This is a genomic window from Nocardia sp. NPDC058244, from assembly GCF_042882065.1.
Taxonomy (GTDB): domain Bacteria; phylum Actinomycetota; class Actinomycetes; order Mycobacteriales; family Mycobacteriaceae; genus Nocardia.
This window is the reverse complement of record NZ_JBHVWX010000001.1, coordinates 946,191-963,350: the sequence shown is the minus strand read 5'-3', so window position 1 is coordinate 963,350 and position 17,160 is coordinate 946,191. Positions and strand designations below refer to the sequence as shown.

Annotated in this window: 14 protein-coding genes; 6 read left to right on the top strand and 8 right to left on the bottom strand. The window is 70.9% G+C overall.

Going from position 1 to position 17,160, the window contains the following annotated elements:
• Positions 1 to 10 precede the first annotated feature (10 nt).
• The gene (gene pcrA / locus ACFVW6_RS04460) at positions 11 to 2,599 is read right to left on the bottom strand and encodes a DNA helicase PcrA (protein ID WP_378823695.1); all 2,589 of its coding nucleotides are present in this window, start codon (positions 2,597 to 2,599) and stop codon (positions 11 to 13) included.
• 299 nt (positions 2,600 to 2,898) lie between these two features.
• On the opposite strand from pcrA, the gene ACFVW6_RS04455 reads away from it, so the two are divergent.
• Positions 2,899 to 3,192: a chorismate mutase gene (locus ACFVW6_RS04455; RefSeq protein WP_022566231.1), complete on the top strand. Its 294-nt coding sequence runs from the start codon at positions 2,899 to 2,901 to the stop codon at positions 3,190 to 3,192.
• 90 nt (positions 3,193 to 3,282) lie between these two features.
• On the opposite strand, the gene ACFVW6_RS04450 is transcribed toward ACFVW6_RS04455, so the two are convergent.
• Positions 3,283 to 4,740, bottom strand: a complete 1,458-nt coding sequence (locus ACFVW6_RS04450; protein WP_378823697.1) for an NAD-dependent succinate-semialdehyde dehydrogenase — start codon at positions 4,738 to 4,740, stop codon at positions 3,283 to 3,285.
• Between the two features lie 82 nt (positions 4,741 to 4,822).
• Between ACFVW6_RS04450 and pgi the strand changes: the two genes are divergently transcribed.
• Positions 4,823 to 6,463, top strand: a complete 1,641-nt coding sequence (gene pgi, locus ACFVW6_RS04445) for a glucose-6-phosphate isomerase (protein WP_378823699.1) — start codon at positions 4,823 to 4,825, stop codon at positions 6,461 to 6,463.
• Here pgi and ACFVW6_RS04440 read toward each other — a convergent pair.
• The 4 genes from ACFVW6_RS04440 to ACFVW6_RS04425 form a co-directional block, all read right to left on the bottom strand.
• Positions 6,432 to 7,025: a potassium channel family protein gene (locus ACFVW6_RS04440; RefSeq protein WP_378823701.1), complete on the bottom strand. Its 594-nt coding sequence runs from the start codon at positions 7,023 to 7,025 to the stop codon at positions 6,432 to 6,434. The genes pgi and ACFVW6_RS04440 overlap by 32 nt on opposite strands.
• A gap of 83 nt (positions 7,026 to 7,108) precedes the next feature.
• Positions 7,109 to 7,783, bottom strand: a complete 675-nt coding sequence (locus ACFVW6_RS04435) for a nucleoside/nucleotide kinase family protein (protein WP_378823703.1) — start codon at positions 7,781 to 7,783, stop codon at positions 7,109 to 7,111.
• An 84-nt stretch (positions 7,784 to 7,867) separates the two neighbouring features.
• Positions 7,868 to 9,496 carry an acyl-CoA dehydrogenase family protein gene (locus ACFVW6_RS04430; RefSeq protein WP_378823704.1) on the bottom strand — a complete coding sequence of 543 codons (1,629 nt, stop codon included), beginning with the start codon at positions 9,494 to 9,496 and terminating at the stop codon, positions 7,868 to 7,870.
• Positions 9,497 to 9,513: 17 nt separating this feature from the next.
• Complete coding sequence (locus ACFVW6_RS04425) at positions 9,514 to 10,119, bottom strand: TetR/AcrR family transcriptional regulator (protein ID WP_355273547.1); 606 nt, start codon at positions 10,117 to 10,119, stop codon at positions 9,514 to 9,516.
• A gap of 63 nt (positions 10,120 to 10,182) precedes the next feature.
• Here ACFVW6_RS04425 and ACFVW6_RS04420 point away from each other — a divergent pair, with 63 nt between their 5' ends.
• Positions 10,183 to 10,950 (top strand): crotonase/enoyl-CoA hydratase family protein, encoded by a 768-nt coding sequence (locus tag ACFVW6_RS04420; protein ID WP_355273550.1) that lies wholly within the window; start codon positions 10,183 to 10,185, stop codon positions 10,948 to 10,950.
• Positions 10,950 to 12,173, top strand: a complete 1,224-nt coding sequence (locus ACFVW6_RS04415) for a hypothetical protein (RefSeq protein ID WP_378823707.1) — start codon at positions 10,950 to 10,952, stop codon at positions 12,171 to 12,173. Before ACFVW6_RS04420 ends, ACFVW6_RS04415 begins: the two co-directional genes overlap by 1 nt.
• Positions 12,174 to 12,224: 51 nt before the next feature.
• Here ACFVW6_RS04415 and ACFVW6_RS04410 read toward each other — a convergent pair whose 3' ends face one another.
• Complete coding sequence (locus tag ACFVW6_RS04410) at positions 12,225 to 12,926, bottom strand: TetR/AcrR family transcriptional regulator (RefSeq protein WP_378823708.1); 702 nt, start codon at positions 12,924 to 12,926, stop codon at positions 12,225 to 12,227.
• 58 nt (positions 12,927 to 12,984) lie between these two features.
• Between ACFVW6_RS04410 and ACFVW6_RS04405 the strand changes: the two genes are divergently transcribed.
• Entirely contained in the window at positions 12,985 to 13,674 is a 690-nt protein-coding gene (locus ACFVW6_RS04405; RefSeq protein ID WP_378823710.1) for a DUF4386 family protein, read from the top strand.
• Here ACFVW6_RS04405 and ACFVW6_RS04400 read toward each other — a convergent pair.
• On the bottom strand, positions 13,632 to 14,930 hold the full coding sequence (locus ACFVW6_RS04400; protein WP_378823712.1) for an alpha/beta hydrolase-fold protein: 1,299 nt from the start codon (positions 14,928 to 14,930) through the stop codon (positions 13,632 to 13,634). The two genes, ACFVW6_RS04405 and ACFVW6_RS04400, sit on opposite strands and share 43 nt — an antisense overlap.
• Before the next feature lie 123 nt (positions 14,931 to 15,053).
• Here ACFVW6_RS04400 and ACFVW6_RS04395 point away from each other — a divergent pair, with 123 nt between their 5' ends.
• Positions 15,054 to 17,156, top strand: a complete 2,103-nt coding sequence (locus tag ACFVW6_RS04395; protein ID WP_378823714.1) for a bifunctional lysylphosphatidylglycerol flippase/synthetase MprF — start codon at positions 15,054 to 15,056, stop codon at positions 17,154 to 17,156.
• Positions 17,157 to 17,160: the final 4 nt, after the last annotated feature.

Sequence of the window (17,160 nt, the reverse complement as noted above, 5' to 3'; positions counted from 1 at the left end):
GAGGTTCGCCCTACAGCTTCACAATGGTCCGGCTGAACTGGGGGATCAGCCGGATCTTTCCGGCCGTGCCGAAGTCGATGGTGACGGTCGCCAAGGGGCCGACACCGTCGGCGGCGACCACCCGGCCCAGGCCGTACTTGTCGTCGCTGACCCGATCGCCCACGGCGAGTACGAGATCGGTGTTGTTCCGCTTGACCGCGCCGCCACCCGGCGCGGGCCTGCGCTGACCGGTACCGCCGCGCACACCGGGACGCTGATCCCAGCCGTCGCCCCTGGTCCAGTCGCGTTCGAAACCGCTCTCCTCGCGCCTGCGGCCACGCTGGACGGGCGAGACCACCGGCTCCAGGCGACGCCAGTCCAGCAGGTGCTGCGGGATCTCCTGCAGAAAACGCGATTCCGGGTTCGACACCGGCTGGCCCCAGCCCGAGCGCACCACGGCGCGCGAGAGATAGAGCCGCTGCCGCGCCCTGGTGATACCGACGTAGGCGAGCCTGCGCTCCTCGGCCAGCTCGGTCGGATCGCCCAGCGCGCGCATGTGCGGGAACTGGCCGTCCTCCCAGCCGGTCACGAAGACGACCGGGAACTCCAGGCCCTTCGCGGTGTGCAGCGTCATCATGGTGACCACGCCCGACCCCTCGTCGGGGATCTGGTCGGTGTCGGCCACCAGCGACACCCGCTCGAGGAACGCCGCGAGCGAGCCGGGCTCGGGTTCGCCGTCGCCCGCCTCCGGCAGCAGCCCCTCCTCGCGCGCGGCCTCGGCGTTGTTGAACGCCTCGGAGCTGAATTCGCGGGCCACGCTGACCAGTTCGTTCAGGTTGTCCAGGCGCGCGCCGTCCTGCGGATCGTCGGAGGCTTCCAGTTCGGCCCGGTATCCGGTGCGGTCGAGCACCGCGTCGACGACATTGCCCACGTCGGGATACTCGCTGTCGGCGCGCTTTCCGGCCGCGCGGATCTCGTCGAGCAGTCCGAGGAAGCCGGCGATGGCCCGCACCGCCCTGGTGTTCAGCAGCGCGACCTTGCCGTCGGCGGCGTCGCGCAGCGCGGCGGCGAAACCGATGTCGCGCTGTTCGGCGTGCACCGCGACGCACGCCTCGGCGCGATCGCCGATCCCGCGGCGCGGGGTGTTGAGGATGCGGCGCAGGCTCACCGCGTCGTCGGGGTTCTCCAGCACGCGCAGGTAGGCCACCACATCGCGGACTTCCTTGCGCTCGTAGAACCGGACGCCGCCGACCACCTTGTACGGCAGGCCCATCCGGATGAAGATCTCCTCCAGCGCCCGCGAATTGTTGTTGGTGCGGTAGAAGACCGCCACATCGCCGTAGTTCGCGTCGCCCGCGTCGACCAGCTTGTCGATCTCCTTGGCGACGAACGCGGCCTCGTCGTGCTCGTTGTCGGCGACGTAGCCGGTGATCAGCTCGCCCTCGCCCGAGTCGGTCCAGAGCTTCTTCTCGCGCCTGCCCTCGTTGCGCGAGATCACCGCGTTGGCGGCGGAGAGGATGTGCTGGGTGGAGCGGTAGTTCTGCTCCAGCAGAATGGTTTCCGCGTCGGGGAAATCGCGCTCGAATTCCTCGATGTTGCGGATCGTCGCGCCGCGGAAGGCGTAGATGGACTGATCCGCGTCGCCGACCACACACAGCTCGCTCGGCTCGACGCCGGCTTCCTCGTCGGTCTGCGCGCTGTGGTGGCCGACGAGTTCACGCACCAGCACGTACTGCGCGTGGTTGGTGTCCTGGTACTCGTCGACCAGGACGTGCCGGAACCGGCGCCGGTAGTACTCGGCCACCTGCGGGTGGTTCTGCAACAGCGCGACCGTCTCGCCGATCAGGTCGTCGAAGTCCATGGCATTGGCCGCGCGCAAGCGCTTCTGGTACTCGGCGTAGACCCGGGCCACCAGCGCGGGCAGTTCGGTCTCGTCGGCCTCGGCGTCGGCGGCGGCCTGCTCGGGCCCGATGAGTTCGTTCTTCAAGTTGGAAATTGCGGTCGCCAGCAACCGCGCCGAATACTTCTTGGTGTCGATGTCGAAATCGCGGCTGATCATCGTCAGCAAACGGCGCGAATCGTCGGCGTCGTAGATGGAGAAATTCGAATTCAGGCCAGGCAACAGGGCGGCCTGCATCCGCAGAATGCGCACACAGCTGGAATGGAAGGTCGAGACCCACATGCTGGCCGCGCGCGGGCCGACCAGCCCCGCGACCCGCTCGCGCATCTCGGCGGCGGCCTTGTTGGTGAAGGTGATCGCCAGGATCTGCCCGGTGTGCACGCCGCGCGCGGCGAGCAGGTAGGCGATGCGCCGGGTGAGCACCGCGGTCTTGCCCGAGCCGGCGCCCGCGACGATCAGCAGGGGCGAGCCCGCGTGCACGACGGCCGCGCGCTGCTGCGGATTCAGTCCGTCGAGCAGGCGTTCGGTCTCCTCGACGCGGCGCTGCTCGCGTTCCTTGCGGCGCTGTTCCTGCTCGGCGCTGTGCCGCGCCGCCGCCTCGGCCAGCCCGCCACCGGACGCGCCGGAACCACCACCGTCCCGGCGCGATAGCTCCGCGGGCGCGGACGCTGGTTCACTGGGATCGGCGGCTGAGGCGTGGGGAGCGACCGTGATATCCATCGTCTGTCCACGCTACCGGCGGGCACCGACAGGCGGCGAACCGCGGGCTTCTCAGCAGATTCACAAACACAACTGTTTTGCATGACTGGGGGCCCGTGGCACACTGGGCCTCATGGCCAGTGCTTCTCCGCATGCCCGGATCGGCAAACGATCCGATATCGTGGCGGTGCGCGCGGCTATTTGCGCACTCCCGGGGGGATCACGTACCGCCCATCGGGAAAGTTTCAGGGTGAAGGAACAGATCGGGTAACAGGCCGTGCGGCCCCACCGATCCAAGTTCTGACACGAGGAGATGAATGATGAGCACCCCTGCTACGACCACCGGGTCCGATTCGGCTCTGCCGCAATCCGAGGCGGAGATCGAGAAGCTCCGCCTCGAGATCGACCAGCTCGACGCCACGATCCTCGCCGCGATCAAACGCCGGAGCGAGATCTCCCGGATCATCGGCCGTACCCGGATGGCCTCCGGTGGTCCGCGCCTGGTCCACAGCCGCGAGATGAAGGTGCTCGAGCGCTTCAGTGAGCTCGGCCAGGAGGGCCACACCCTCGCCATGCTCCTGCTCCGCCTCGGCCGAGGTCGCCTCGGCCGCTAGGCACCGATCAAGCCACGCGGCGGACCACCAGTTCGCCGCCTCCACAAAGCCGCCCCGGGTGCGACACCATCCCCGGGGCGGTTTCGTGTCTCAGGTCAGCGCGACGTACTTCGTGTTCAGGTATTCCTCGATGCCCTCGATGCCGCCCTCGCGCCCGAAGCCCGATTCCTTGACGCCGCCGAACGGCGCGGCCGGGTCGGAGATGACGCCGCGATTGACGCCGACCATGCCCGTCTCCAGCGCCTCCGACACGCGCAGCGCCCGGTCCAGGTCCCGCGTGTACAGGTAGCTGACCAGGCCGTATTCGGTGTCGTTGGCGGCGGCGACGCCCTCGTCCTCGGTATCGAAGGCGACGATCGGGGCGACCGGGCCGAAGACCTCCTCGCGCAGGATGCGCGCCGAGGCGGGCACGTCACCGAGGACGGTGGCCGGGTAGAACCAGCCGGGTCCACCGGGCGCCTTGCCGCCGAGCAGCAGCTGCGCGCCCTGGTCGACGGCGTCGTCGACCAGCTCGCTGACGATCTCCCGCTGCTCCTCGCTGACCAGCGGACCGAGGGTGCTGGCCGGATCGGTGCCCGGCCCGAGCACCACGGTGTCGGTCATCGCGGCGACCAGCTTGGCGGTGAACTCGGCGACCACCCCGCGCTGCACGTGGAAGCGGTTGGCCGCGGTGCACGCCTCACCGCCGTTGCGCAGCTTCGCCTGCATCGCGCCCGCCACCGCGGCGTCGATGTCGGCGTCGTCGAACACGACGAACGGGGCATTGCCACCCAATTCCATCGAGGTGCGCAGCAGCCGGTTCGCCGACGCCGAGACGAGCTTCTTACCGACCTCGGTGGACCCGGTGAAGGTGAGTTTGCGCAGCCGCGGATCGTCGATCAGCGGGCCGGTGACGGCACCGGAACGCTGGGTCGTGACCACCGACAGCACGCCGTCGGGCAGCCCGGCCTCGCTGCACAGCTTGGCCAGCGCCAGCATGGTCAGCGGGGTCGCCGAGGCGGGCTTGACGATCATCGTGCAGCCCGCGGCGAGCGCGGGCCCGATCTTGCGGGTACCCATGGCCAGCGGGAAGTTCCACGGCGTGATCGCCAAACACGGACCGACCGGTTGCTTTGTCACCATGATCCGGCCCGCTCCCGACGGCGCGTGCAGGTAGCGGCCGTGCACCCGCACCGCCTCCTCGCTGAACCAGCGGAAGAACTCGGCGCCGTAGCGCACCTCGTTGCGGCTCTCGGCCAGCGCCTTGCCCATCTCGAGGGTCATCAGCAGCGCGAACTCCTCGGCCCGCGCGGTCAGCTGCTCGAACACCGCCCGCAGGATCTCGCCGCGCTCGCGCGACGGGGTCGCCGCCCACGCCTCGCCCGCCGCGACGGCCGCGTCGAGCGCGCGCATCGCGTCGTCCGGCGTGGCATCGGCGACCTGCGCGATCACCGAGCCGTCGGCGGGATTGCGCACCGCGAAGGTGCCACCGCCCGTCGCCTCGACCGGCCCGGAGCCGATCCACAAACCCTTCGGTACGAATTCGAGTACGTCACGTTCGGACACCATGGGAGTCAGCGTAGGCCGCGGGCCGTGAGCGCACATCGAACTGCGGCGCCGGACTTCATCGGACGCTGTAATGTCGGCTGACGTGAGCAGCGACATCACCGCGTCGGCGGCTTGGCAGGCACTGTCGGACAACCACCGCAGCGTCGCACCCCTACACCTGCGCAAACTGTTCGCCGATGATCCGGCGCGCGGCAAAGACCTGACCGTGCGGGTCGCCGACCTGCACATCGACTACAGCAAGCATCGGGTGACGCGCGAAACCCTCGCGCTGCTCGTCGATCTCGCCCGCACCGCGGGCGTGCCGGAACGGCGCGACGCGATGTACGCGGGCGCCCACATCAACACCTCCGAGGACCGCGCGGTCGGGCACATCGCCCTGCGGCTGCCGGTCGGCGATCAGCTCAGTATCGACGGCGCCGACGCCGACGCCGAGGTGCACGAGGTGCTGCGCCGGATGGGCGAATTCGCCGATTCGGTGCGTTCGGGCGAGTGGCGCGGCGCGACCGGCGAGCGCATCACCGCCGTGGTCAACATCGGCATCGGCGGCTCGGATCTCGGGCCCGACATGGTGTACCGCGCACTGCGCCATTACACCGATCCCGGCATCGAGGCCAGGTTCGTCTCGAACGTCGACCCGTGCGATCTGGTCGCCAAGCTCACCGGGCTCGACCCGGCGACGACGCTGTTCATCGTCGCCTCCAAGACCTTCTCCACCCTGGAGACCCTGACCAACGCCACAGCGGCCCGCCGCTGGCTGGTCGCCGCGCTCGGCGAGGACGCGGTCGCCAAGCACTTCGTCGCGGTGTCGACCAACGCGCAGCGGGTGGCCGAGTTCGGCATCGACCCCGCGCACATGTTCGGCTTCTGGGACTGGGTGGGCGGCCGGTATTCGGTCGACTCCGCGATCGGCCTGTCGGTGATGGTGACCATCGGCAAGGAGCAGTTCGCCGAATTCCTCAGCGGAATGCACGCCGTCGACCGGCATTTCGCCACGGCTCCGCTGGAGCAGAACGGGCCGGTGCTACTGGCCATGCTCGGGGTCTGGTACACGAATTTCTTCGGCGCGGAATCGCGCGCGGTGCTGCCGTATTCGAACGACCTCGCCCGCTTCCCCGCCTATCTGCAACAGCTGACGATGGAATCCAACGGCAAGTCGGTACGCGCCGACGGCACCCCGGTGACCACCTCGACCGGCGAGATCTTCTGGGGCGAGCCGGGCACCAACGGCCAGCACGCCTTCTACCAGCTGCTGCACCAGGGCACCCGGCTGATCCCGGCCGATTTCCTCGGTTTCGCCCGGTCCACCGACGACCTGCCGACCCGCGACGGCACCGGCAGCATGCACGACATCCTGATGAGCAACCTGTTCGCGCAGACCAAGGTGCTGGCCTTCGGCAAGACCGCCGAGGAGATCGCCGCCGAGGGCACCGATCCGGAGCTGGTGCCGCACAAGGTGATGCCGGGCAACCGGCCGAGCACCACGGTGCTGGCGCCGGAGCTCACGCCGTCGACGGTGGGTCAGCTGATCGCCCTCTACGAGCATCAGGTGTTCGTCGAGGGCACCGTATGGGGTATCGACAGTTTCGATCAGTGGGGCGTCGAGCTGGGCAAACAGCAGGCGCTGGAGCTGATGCCGCTGCTCAGCGAGCCCGCGCAGCCGGTGACGCAGGGCGATTCGTCGACCGACGAACTCATCGAGTGGTATCGGGCCCATCGTCGCTGACGTCGGCGACCGGCGTCGCGCGGGCGGCGGCGGCGCGGTCCGCGGCGGCGATCCGGGTGTTCACGCTGTTGGTCGCGATGGAGATCAGCGTGCCGAGGACGACCAGGTCGAACACGATCTGCACCATCGTCGCGATGCGGGCCGCCTGACCCACCGCGTGCACGTCGCCGTAACCGATCGTGCCCAGGGTGACCATCGTGTAGTAGAGAGCGTCGGTGCGCGTCGTCAGGCCCTGGAACTGGCCGGGTTGCAGCTGCTGGAGCCGGAAGTAGTACAGCGAGAAGACCACACAGACGATGCACACCACGAGCAGCACACCGTCGACCCGTCCGCCCGCCGAGGTCGGCGCGTTCAGGAAGTGCTCGACCCGGCGCCAGACCAGCCAGCCGAGCCCGATGATCCCGGCGATGAAGGTGCACACCCCCATCACCCGGCCGGGCCACGCGTTCAGGTCGAAGAAGAACCCCACCGGCACGCTGTAGTAGAGCAGCAGCGCGAACACGGCCGCCGCCGCGTTGCGCAGCGCGTGCCCGGGCATGCGGGTCCGCCACCGTCGCGTCATCGCTCCATGATTGCCCGCCGAGCGCCCATTTCCGCGCGTACGCGCCGACAGCGGGCCGCGACCGACCACCACTGCCGAGTCAGCTAGCCGATCCGATAGCCCTCGCCGTCCGCCGTCAGGACCTGATCGGCGCGAGGTCTGCTCCCCGCGACGAGGTCGGCGTTGCGCAGATCACTGTCGGTGACCTTCACTTTCGCCTGCGCAGGCGTGCGACCACCGACGGTGTGCCGGTGCAGCAGCCGCTCGGTGAGGACCTCGCGGGGCGCGTCGAGGTACCAGCAGGCATCGAGCAGGTCGCGCACCGCCGCCCACCCGGGTGCTTCGGCGTCGGTGAGCAGCAGGTAGTTGCCCTCGACGAGGACGATGTCCTCGTCGCGCACGACCACTCCGGCCGCGGTCGGCTCGTCGATCGCCCGATCGAACAGCGGCCACGGCACCGGTTCCCCGAGCCGTGACCGCCGCAGCGCGCGCAGGTCGGCGACGAACCCGGCGGCGTCGAAAGTGTCGGGCTCCCCCTTCCGCGCCAGCGCGCCCCGCGCGCGCAACACCGCGTTGCGCAGGTGGTAACCGTCCATCGGTGCCACCACCGCGCGCCGCCCCGCACGGGCGAGTTCGGCGCACAGCCGGTGCGCCAGCGTCGATTTGCCCGCGCCCGGCGGACCGGCGATGCCGAGCAGATACCGCTGCCCCGGCACGCAGGCCGCCGGAACGCGCCGGGCGAGGTCGCGCACCGACAGGAGGTCGCTCGTCGAGGTCACCGGATCACCCTAGGCGACAGAGAATGCCCGTCGGCGGTCGTCGACAGGCGCACCGGTGGCGGTCCGCTCGATCCGCCACGCGGCTCAGGCCAGGTCGACGAAGGCCCGTTCGATGATCGAGCCGGTGTCCGCCCCGACGGGCAGCGTGCCGAAGGCGATGCCCCAGTCGGCACCGAGCCGGGTCGCGCAGAAGGCGTCGGCGACCGCCGGGTGACCGTGGCGCACGAGCTGCGCGCCCTGGAGCACCAGCGCCATCAGTTCCACGACCCGGCGGGCGCGGTACTCGATGTCGGACAGGTCGCTGAGTTCCTTACCGACGCGGTCGATCGCGTCGTCCAGGCGCGCGTCGGCGCCACGGGCGAGGCCGACCTCGGCGAAGTACGCCTCGACGGTCTCGGGCTGACGGCCCATGGCGCGCAACGCGTCCAACGCGGCCACATTGCCCGAGCCCTCCCAGATCGACATGAGCGGCGCCTCCCTGTACAGCCGGGGCATACCGGACTCCTCGGCATACCCGTTGCCGCCCAGGCATTCCAGCGCCTCGGCCGCGTGCGCGGGCGCCCGCTTGCACACCCAGTACTTGGTGATCGCCAGCGCGATCCGGCGCAGCGCCGCCTCGGCCGGGTCGCTGCCCGCGCGGTCGGTGGCACCGGCAAGGCGCATCATCACCGTGGTCGCGGCATCGGACTCGATCACCAGGTCGGCCAGCACATTGCGCATGGCGGGCTGGTCGATGAGCTTGGCGCCGAACGCCTCCCGGTGCCTGGCGTGATGCACGGCGGTGACCGCGCCGAGCCGCATGCCGGTGGCCGAGCCGATCACGCAGTCGAGGCGGGTCATGTTGACCATCTCGATGATCGTCTTCACGCCGGCGCCCTCGGCGCCGACGAGCCAGCCGGTGGCGTTCTCGTACTCGATCTCCGAGGACGCGTTGGACTTGTTGCCCAGCTTGTCCTTGAGCCGCTGGATGCGGATCGGGTTGCGGGTGCCGTCGGGCAGCACGCGCGGCAGCAGGAAGCACGACAGCCCGCCCGGCGCCTGGGCCAGCGTCAGGAACATGTCCGACATGGGCGCGGAGGTGAACCACTTGTGCCCGACGATCCGGTACGCGCCGTCCGGCTGCGGGGTGGCGGTGGTGGTGTTGGCCCGCACATCCGAGCCGCCCTGCTTCTCCGTCATCGACATGCCCGCGATGAGCCCGGCCTTCGTCGACGGTTCACGCAGGCCGAAATCGTAGGTGCGCGAACCGAGCAGCGGCTCGTACTTCGCGGCGAGCTCCGGATTGTGGCGCAGCGCGGGCACCACCGCGTAGGTCATCGAGATCGGGCACATGTGCCCGGCGTCGGCGATGCCCCAGGTGTAGAACTTGGCGGCGCGGGCGGTGTGCGCGCCGGGCCGCTCGTCCAGCCACGGCGAGCCGTGCAGGCCGTGCGCGACAGCGACATTCATCAGGTCGTGCCAGTGCGGGTGGAACTCCACCTCGTCGACGCGATGCCCCCAGCGGTCGTGGGTGTGCAGCACCGGCGGGTACTCGTTGGCGAGCCTGCCCCACTCCTGCGCGGCGACATCGCCCGCGAGCCTGCCGAGTTCGCGCACCTCGGCCTCGGCCCAGCCCGCGCCCTCCCGGTGCAGGCCCTCGAGCAGCGCGGGGTTGCGCGCGGCGTCGAAGGGGACGAGCGGAGGCACCTGGTTGAACACTTCATGGGTCGGCATGGCCGGAACTCCTTCGACTACGACGTTTCCGGGCGCGCACCCAGGGCGCGCACGGCGAAAGCAACCAATTCGGGGATGACGGTCTCGGCGTGCGGCGCGGCGGCCAGCGGACCGACCAGCACCTCGCCGATCGCGCCGACGAGCGCGGCGGCGCTGATCGCGGTGTCCTGCGCGGGCAGGCGGCCCTCGGCGATGCCGTGCGCGATCGCGGCTTCGAACGCGGCGGCGAACGCGCGCCGGAACTCGAGCCGTTGCGCGTCGACGGCCGCGTCGACCGGCTCGGCCAGCAGCACGTACGCCAGTTTCGGGTTCTTGAGCGCGCGCCCGGCGAAGGTCTCCACCGCCGCGCTCACCCGCTGCAGGACATCGCCCTCGGCCACCGCGGCGCGGACCGCCTCGACCTCGCGGGCGACCACGGTCTCGAAGACCGCGGCGACCAGTTCGGCCTTGTTCTCGAACTGCTTGTAGACCGTGCCGGTGGCGACGCCCGCCTCCGCGGCGACCGCGGCCATCGAGAGCCCGGCGAAGCCGTCGCGGGAGAGCACGCGGGTGGCGCCCTGCACGATCAGCGCCCGTTGCGCGTCGAGCCGGGCCTGCACGGCCGGGGTCCTGCGGTACACCATACGAAGAAGTGAACCACCGATTCACCCCTTCACACAAGGGGCGATCCGCCGTATGGTCGAACGATGTCTGTACGTGTCGAACACGCGGGCCCGGTCACCACCGTGATCCTGGACCGGCCGGAAGCCCGCAACGCCGTCGACGGCCCGACCGCCCGCGCCCTGGCCGACGCCTTCCGGGCGTTCGACGCCGACCCGAACGCCTCGGTGGCGGTGCTGTGGGGCGAGCACGGCACCTTCTGCGCCGGCGCCGACCTCAAGTCGCTGGGCACCGAGAACAGCAATCAGGCCACCGTCGAGGGCGACGGCCCGATGGGACCGACCCGGCTGCGGCTGTCCAAGCCGGTGATCGCCGCGGTCGCCGGCTACGCCGTGGCGGGTGGACTGGAACTGGCGCTGTGGTGCGATCTGCGGATCGCCGAGCAGGACGCCACCTTCGGCGTCTTCTGCCGGCGCTGGGGCGTGCCGCTGATCGACGGCGGCACCGTGCGGTTGCCCCGGATCATCGGCGAGGGCAGGGCGCTGGACCTGATCCTCACCGGCAGGCCGGTGAGCGCGCCGGAGGCGTTGCAGATGGGCCTGGTCACCCGGGTCGTCCCGACCGGTGACGCCCGCCGGGTCGCCGAGGAACTGGCCGCCCAGCTGGCCGCCCTCCCGCAGACCTGTCTGCGCTCGGACCGCGCCGCGCTCTACGAGCAGCACGGCCACCCCGAGGACGAGGCGATGCGCATCGAATTCCAGCACGGCCTGACCGCGCTCACCGGCGGCGCGCTCGACGGCGCCGCCCGCTTCGCCGCGGGCGCGGGCAGGCACGGTAGCGCCGACCAGCGGTGATGGACCGGCTCACGGTCGTCGACGAGATCTTCCTGCGCACCCATCGCGGCATGGGCACGCCCATCGCGCTCCAGGGGCTCTGGCGGATCCCGGACGCGATGGAACCCGCACTGCTGCACCGGATCCACGATCGGCTGCGGGCCGGCGACCTCGGCCGCCGGGTGGTCCGCGCACGTGTCCCCGGAGCACGGCGCGGCTGGCGGCCGAACACCTCGGCCCATCCCCTCGATCGCGCCGGCGCCCCGCTACCGGAGCACGCGATCCTCCCGTGGGCCGACACACTCGGCACCGACCTCGACCCGGAGTTCGGTCCCGGTTGGCGGCTGTCCTGCGCGCCGCTGCACGACGGCGGAACCGTTGTCGCCCTGACCTGTTCGCACGCGCTGGCCGATGCCCGCGGCCTCATCCACGCGGTCGACGCCGCCCTCGGTGAACTCGGCGCCATCGACGACGACCTGCCCGACGCACTCGCAACGACATCGGACTGGGCCGATGCCCGCGCCCAGTGGTCCACCATCATCGGCGGCACGGCACGCGCCCTGCGCCGTGGGATTCCCCGGCCCCCCGCCACCACTGCGCACGAGCCGTCGCCGGGCAGGTCCGTCCACAGCACGCTGCTGGTCTTCGACGCCGCCGAGTGGGACGCCACCGCCGCCGCGACCGGCGGAACTCCCAACAGCTTGTTCATCCACCTGGTGGCGAACATTCTGTGGGAGACCGGATTCCAGCGTCCGGAGATCGCCGCGAGCCTGCCGGTCGACACCCGCGACGAACCGCGCGTGGACAACGACCTCGCGATGACCGAGATCGCGATCGACCGCACCGACACCCCCGCGACGATCCGCGACAAGGCCCGCACCGCCTACCTGCGCCGCATGTCGAGCCCCGCGGGACTGCCGGAGGAGATCCTCCAGGTCCTCCCCGACCGCTGGGCCTACGCGCTCAGCCGGGGCGCGGGCGAGCGAGACATCCTGTGCTCCAATATCGGAACGCTGCCCGACAGCCTGCGCACGGTCGGCACGCACCACTGCGATCGGGTCGCCGCGCGCGCGATCCACCCGGGGATCACCGAGTTCCCTCGCACCCGGCTCGCCGGGTATCTGTCCCGACTCGGCGATACCTACACCCTCGCGCTGGTCAGCCTGGCCGCGGACCGCGAGACCCTGCGCACCGCGCTGACGCGGGCCTGCGCCACGGCCGGAATATCCGCCGCGAGTTGGTGATCCGGCCGGACCGGTGTCCGGCCACGCACGCGTCCGCCGCGTACCTCGCCCTCAGCTCGCCGTCATCCCGGTGAGCAAGGCCCGCAACCCCCAGACGAACTGATCCACCGAGTTCCACGCGGCGATCTCGTCCAGGTGCGCGGCCGTGCGCGGCCATCGGGTGCCGTCGAGTTCGTCCAGGGCGGCCCTGCGCAGCGCGATCCGCTCGGATTCCGGTGGTAGCGGCGGCTTTCCGTCGGTCTCGGCGACCTCGAGCGCGACCGCGCCGAGTACCTGCACGATCACCGCGTACACCCCGTGCGCCCGGGTCTGCGCGGGCAGCCCGCCGCGCGCCAGACAGCCGAACATCGCCTCGCCGACATCACGCGCCGCCGGGCCGTCCATCGGACCCGACATCATCAGCGTGGCGACCGCCGGATGCGCCAGCAGCTGGTCGCGCAGGCCGAGGGCGAACTGGATCACCGCGGCGGTCCACTCCACGCCGGGATCGACGAGCGGGCCGAGCGGCACCGCGGCGAGCACCCGTTCGATCACCGCGCGCTCCAGGTCGGCGCGGCTGGCGACATAGGTGTACACGGCGTTCGGGTTGACGCCCAGCCGCCCGGCCACGGCCCGGATCGAGAGGGCGCTCGGCCCGCCTTCGTCGAGCAGGTCGAGCGCGGTGTCGACGACCTGCCCCTCGGTGAACGACCGCCGCGTCGGCCGCGGCGCACCGGCCGCGGCGCGCCGACCTGTTGACTTCTCCTCCGGCATGCGATGGACTGTACCCCGTACAGCTACCTGTACCCCGTACAGCCAGAATGGAAATCTCATGCGCACCAAGCCATGGCCCGCCATCACGCTGCTGATCGCGGCCCCGCTCCTGATGAACCTCGCCTTCACCGGTCTGGGTGTGTCGTTCGACTACCCCGACGTCCTGCACCTGCCCGCCACCGAGGCGCTCGCGAAATTCCGCGCCGAGCAGACCACCGTCGTCGCGCTGTTCACCCTGCTCGCCGCCGCGGCCTGCGCCTTCGCCCCGCTGGCCGTCCTGGTCGGCAAACTCGACGACGCACCGACCATGCGGTGGGCCGTGCGGGTCGGCATCGCGGCCGCGATCGTCCAGACGGTCGGCCTGCTGCGCTGGCCGCTGCTCGTCCCCCGGCTCGCCGACCGGGTCGCCACCGAGGGCCCCGGCTCCCCCGCGATCGACACCTTCGAGACTGCCAACACCGTCCTCGGCACCGTCATCGGCGAGACCGCCGGCTACACCCTCACCGCGCTGTGGACGGTCCTGGTCGTCCGCGCGCTGCGCGACCGTGTCCCCCGCTGGTTCGCCGTCCTCGGCTACCTCGGCGCGGCCGCCGTCGCGACCGGCGTGCTGGTCCCGCTCGGCGTCGAGGCGGCCGGGCTCACCAATTTCCTCGGCTACCTGCTGTGGAGCGGCTGGCTGCTCGCCTTCGCCGCGCTGCTGATCCGCTATCCGGTGAGGCCGAGTCTGGTGGCCAGCCACGGGAGTTGATCGCGCAGCCCGGCGGACCACAGCGCGAAGCTGTGCCCGCCGGGCAGCACCCGCAGCCGGACATCCATCCCGGCGTCCTTCGCCGCCTGGTACATCCGCTCGACCTGCGGGCGATAGATGTCGTCGTCGGCGCCGACCACGAACGCGCCGGCGGAGTCCGGGTAGGACCGGCTGCGCAGCAGGTCGAGCGGATTGACCCGCAGCAGGGCGGCGGTGTCGCCGCCGAAGGCCGCGTCGACCGTGCGCCGGCGATCACCGAGCGTCGGCTCGTCCTCCCCGGACAGGTCGAGGAAGGTGGGATAGACCTGCGGATAGTTGGTCGCCAGTTGCAGCGCGCAGGTTCCGCCGTAGGACAGTCCGCCCACCGCCCAGGCGCGCGGATCCGGGTCGACCTGGAGATTCGCCCGCACCCACGCGGGCACGTCGACGGCCAGATACGTGGCGACATTGCCCAGCCGCGAGTCCAGGCACAGCGGGTTCGCCAGCTGACTGCCGGTGCCGTCGGCGACCACCACGACCGGCGCGAGCCCGTGGTGCGCGCGGGCGAAGGCGTCCATCGTCTCGACCAGCTGCCCGCCGACGATCCAGTCGTCGGGCGCGCCGGGCTGACCGGCGAGCAGGACCAGCACCGGCAGCAGCGGCCGTGGATCGGCGAAATAGGCGGGTGGCAGATAGATCTCGGCGGCGCGGGCGGTGAACCCGGACTCGGTCGGCGGCACCGTCGCGGTCAGCACCTTGCCGCCGGGTGGCAGTCCGGTGGGCTCGGTCCACACCGATTCCAGCGGCCGCCCGCTCACCACCTCCGCGGTCCGGCTCAGTGCGCTCGCGTCGACGCGCTGGATGTCGTCGATGCCGAGGGCCGAACCCACCGTCGGATACGACGCGTAGACGAGGTTGATCCGGACACCGACCGCCACCAGCACCGCGACCGCGGCGAGCAGGGTCACGAGCGCGGTCCACACCCTGCGGCGCACCAGGATTCGCGGCACCACCAGCAGCGCCGCCGCCACGCCGACGCCGATCAGCGCGTAGACCGACACCGCGATCGGATCGGGGAACGGCCGCCACACCTCTTCGACGAACAGGTACAGCGCGACGGTCACCACGGCGGCCGCCAGCAGCACGATCGGCATCGTCGTCGTGACGTAGCGCCGCGACCGCGCGCACAGCAACCACATCGCACCCAGGACGCCGAGCAGGGTGAGCGTCACCGGGAGCCATCCGGCGAGCAACGACAGATCGGTGATCCTCGACATCGCTGACCTCCACAGATGCCACCTCGACGTGCGGACCCGGGTCCGCACGCGGCCACGATGACATACGGTACACAGACGACTTCACCGCGTCCGCGTGGCGCACTCGCAGCAAAGGGTGGATCGATGGACGACGACACAGCTGCCACCGCGCCCGCCCCGCCGGGCGCACTCGCCACCGCCGGTACCGTGCTGCGGCGCGTGCCGTTCACGGTCGGCTTCCTCGTCCTGGTGATCGTCCTCGGCCTCGCGACCGGTGGCCTCTGGCGGCGGCTCGACGCCAGGTCCTGGTTCCCCGACATCGCCTACGGCTGGCCGCCGCTCACCGAGGGCAAGTGGTGGACCCCGGTGTCCGGCTGGTTCTTCGGACTCACCCCGTTCCAGTACGCCGTCATGACAGTGCTTTTCGCGCTCGCGGTGGGCTGGGCCGAGTGGCGGCTCGGCACTGCGCGCACCGCGCTGGTCTGCGTCAGCGCCCAGCTCACCGGCGTGCTGGTCGCGTCGGTGCTCGTCGGCGTGCTGCAACACACCCATCTCGGCTGGGCCGATCGGCTGGCCGAGGTCCGCGACGTCGGATTCACCACCGCGGCCCTCGCCGCGATCGCCGCGGCCTCGGCGACGCTGCGCTCGCCCTGGCGGCTGCGGGTGCGCGCTGTGCTGGCGGCGCACGTGTCGATCACCTTCCTGTTCGAGTCGACCTTCGCCGACCTCACGCACCTGATCGCGGTGGCGCTGTGGTTCCCGCTGGGCGAGAAGCTGTTCAGCACCACCGAGCACGGCTTCTGGCCGCGCACCCGGCGCGAGGTGCGGATGCTCGCCTTCATCGGGCTGCTGCTGATCGCCGCGGTCTCGGTACTGGTGTACTTCTTCCCGACCGACAGCCTGCTCGGCCCGACCGGGGAGGAGCGCGGCTCGCTGTGGAGCACGATCGTGACCGTCGCGGTGATCGCGGTGATCGCCGATCAGCTGCGCAAGGGCAGGCGCTGGGCCTGGTGGATCGCGATCGGCTACGGCACCGTGCACGTGGTCCTCACCCTGGTGCTGCTCGGGGTGGCCATGGGTACCGACTACGCCACGACCGGCGCGGTGACCGTCGGCACCGCGCTGCTGTGGGCGGGCGAAGTGGCCCTGCTCTACGGCGGACGCGGCGCGTTCCGGGTGCCCAACCGGCGCAAGATCACCGGCGGCGCGCTGTCGGGGACCGAGCCCGGCGCCGCGGCGCGCGCGCTGCTGGCCCGCTTCGGCGGCAGCACCATGTCGTGGATGATCACCTGGCCGGAGAACAAGTACTGGTTCGCCGCCGACGGCGAACGCTGCGTCGCCTACCAGCGGCACGCGGGCACGGTGATCGTGCTGACCGATCCGGTCGGCCCGCCGGACCTGCTGCCCGACACCCTCGCCCGCTTCACCGACCGCTGCGAAGCCGACGGCCTGGTCCCCTGCCTGTTCTCCACCACCGGTGCCGTCGCCGAGCTGGCGGGCGAACTCGGCTGGCGCAGTGCGCAGATCGCCGAGGACACGATCGTCGACCTGCCGCAGCTCGAGTTCAAAGGCAAACCGTGGCAGGACATCCGGTCGGCGATCAACAAGGCGAACAAGGAGGGCATCTCCTTCCGGATGGTCCATCTCGCCGAGGAACCGTTCGCGGTGCTGGCGCAGGTGCGCGCGATCTCGGAGGAGTGGGTCGGCGAAAAGGGCCTGCCGGAAATGGGATTCACGCTCGGCGGGGTCGAGGAGGCGCTCGATCCCGAGGTGCGGGTCGGCCTGGCGATGGACACCGACGGCAGCGTGCACGGCGTCACCTCGTGGCTGCCGGTGTACGCCGCCGGCGGCGAGATCCGCGGCTGGACCCTCGATGTCATGCGCAGGCGGCCCGACGGCTTCCGGCCGGTCATCGAGTTCCTCATCGCCTCGGCCTGCCAGACGTTCAAAGAGGAAGGCGCCGAGATCGTTTCGCTCTCCGGCGCCCCGCTGGCGCGCAGTGCGGGCACCGACGACGCCGAGCCGATCGATCGACTGCTCGAAGGACTCGGCGCCGCCATGGAGCCGTACTACGGATTCCGGTCGCTGCACACGTTCAAGGCGAAGTTCCAGCCCCGCCACGAACCGGTGTTCCTGTGCTACCGCGACGAGGCCGACCTGCCGCGGATCGGCATCGCGCTGACGAAGGCGTACCTGCCGGAGGTGTCGGCCAAGGACCTGATGGCCCTGAGCGCGGCACCGCGCTGAGGCC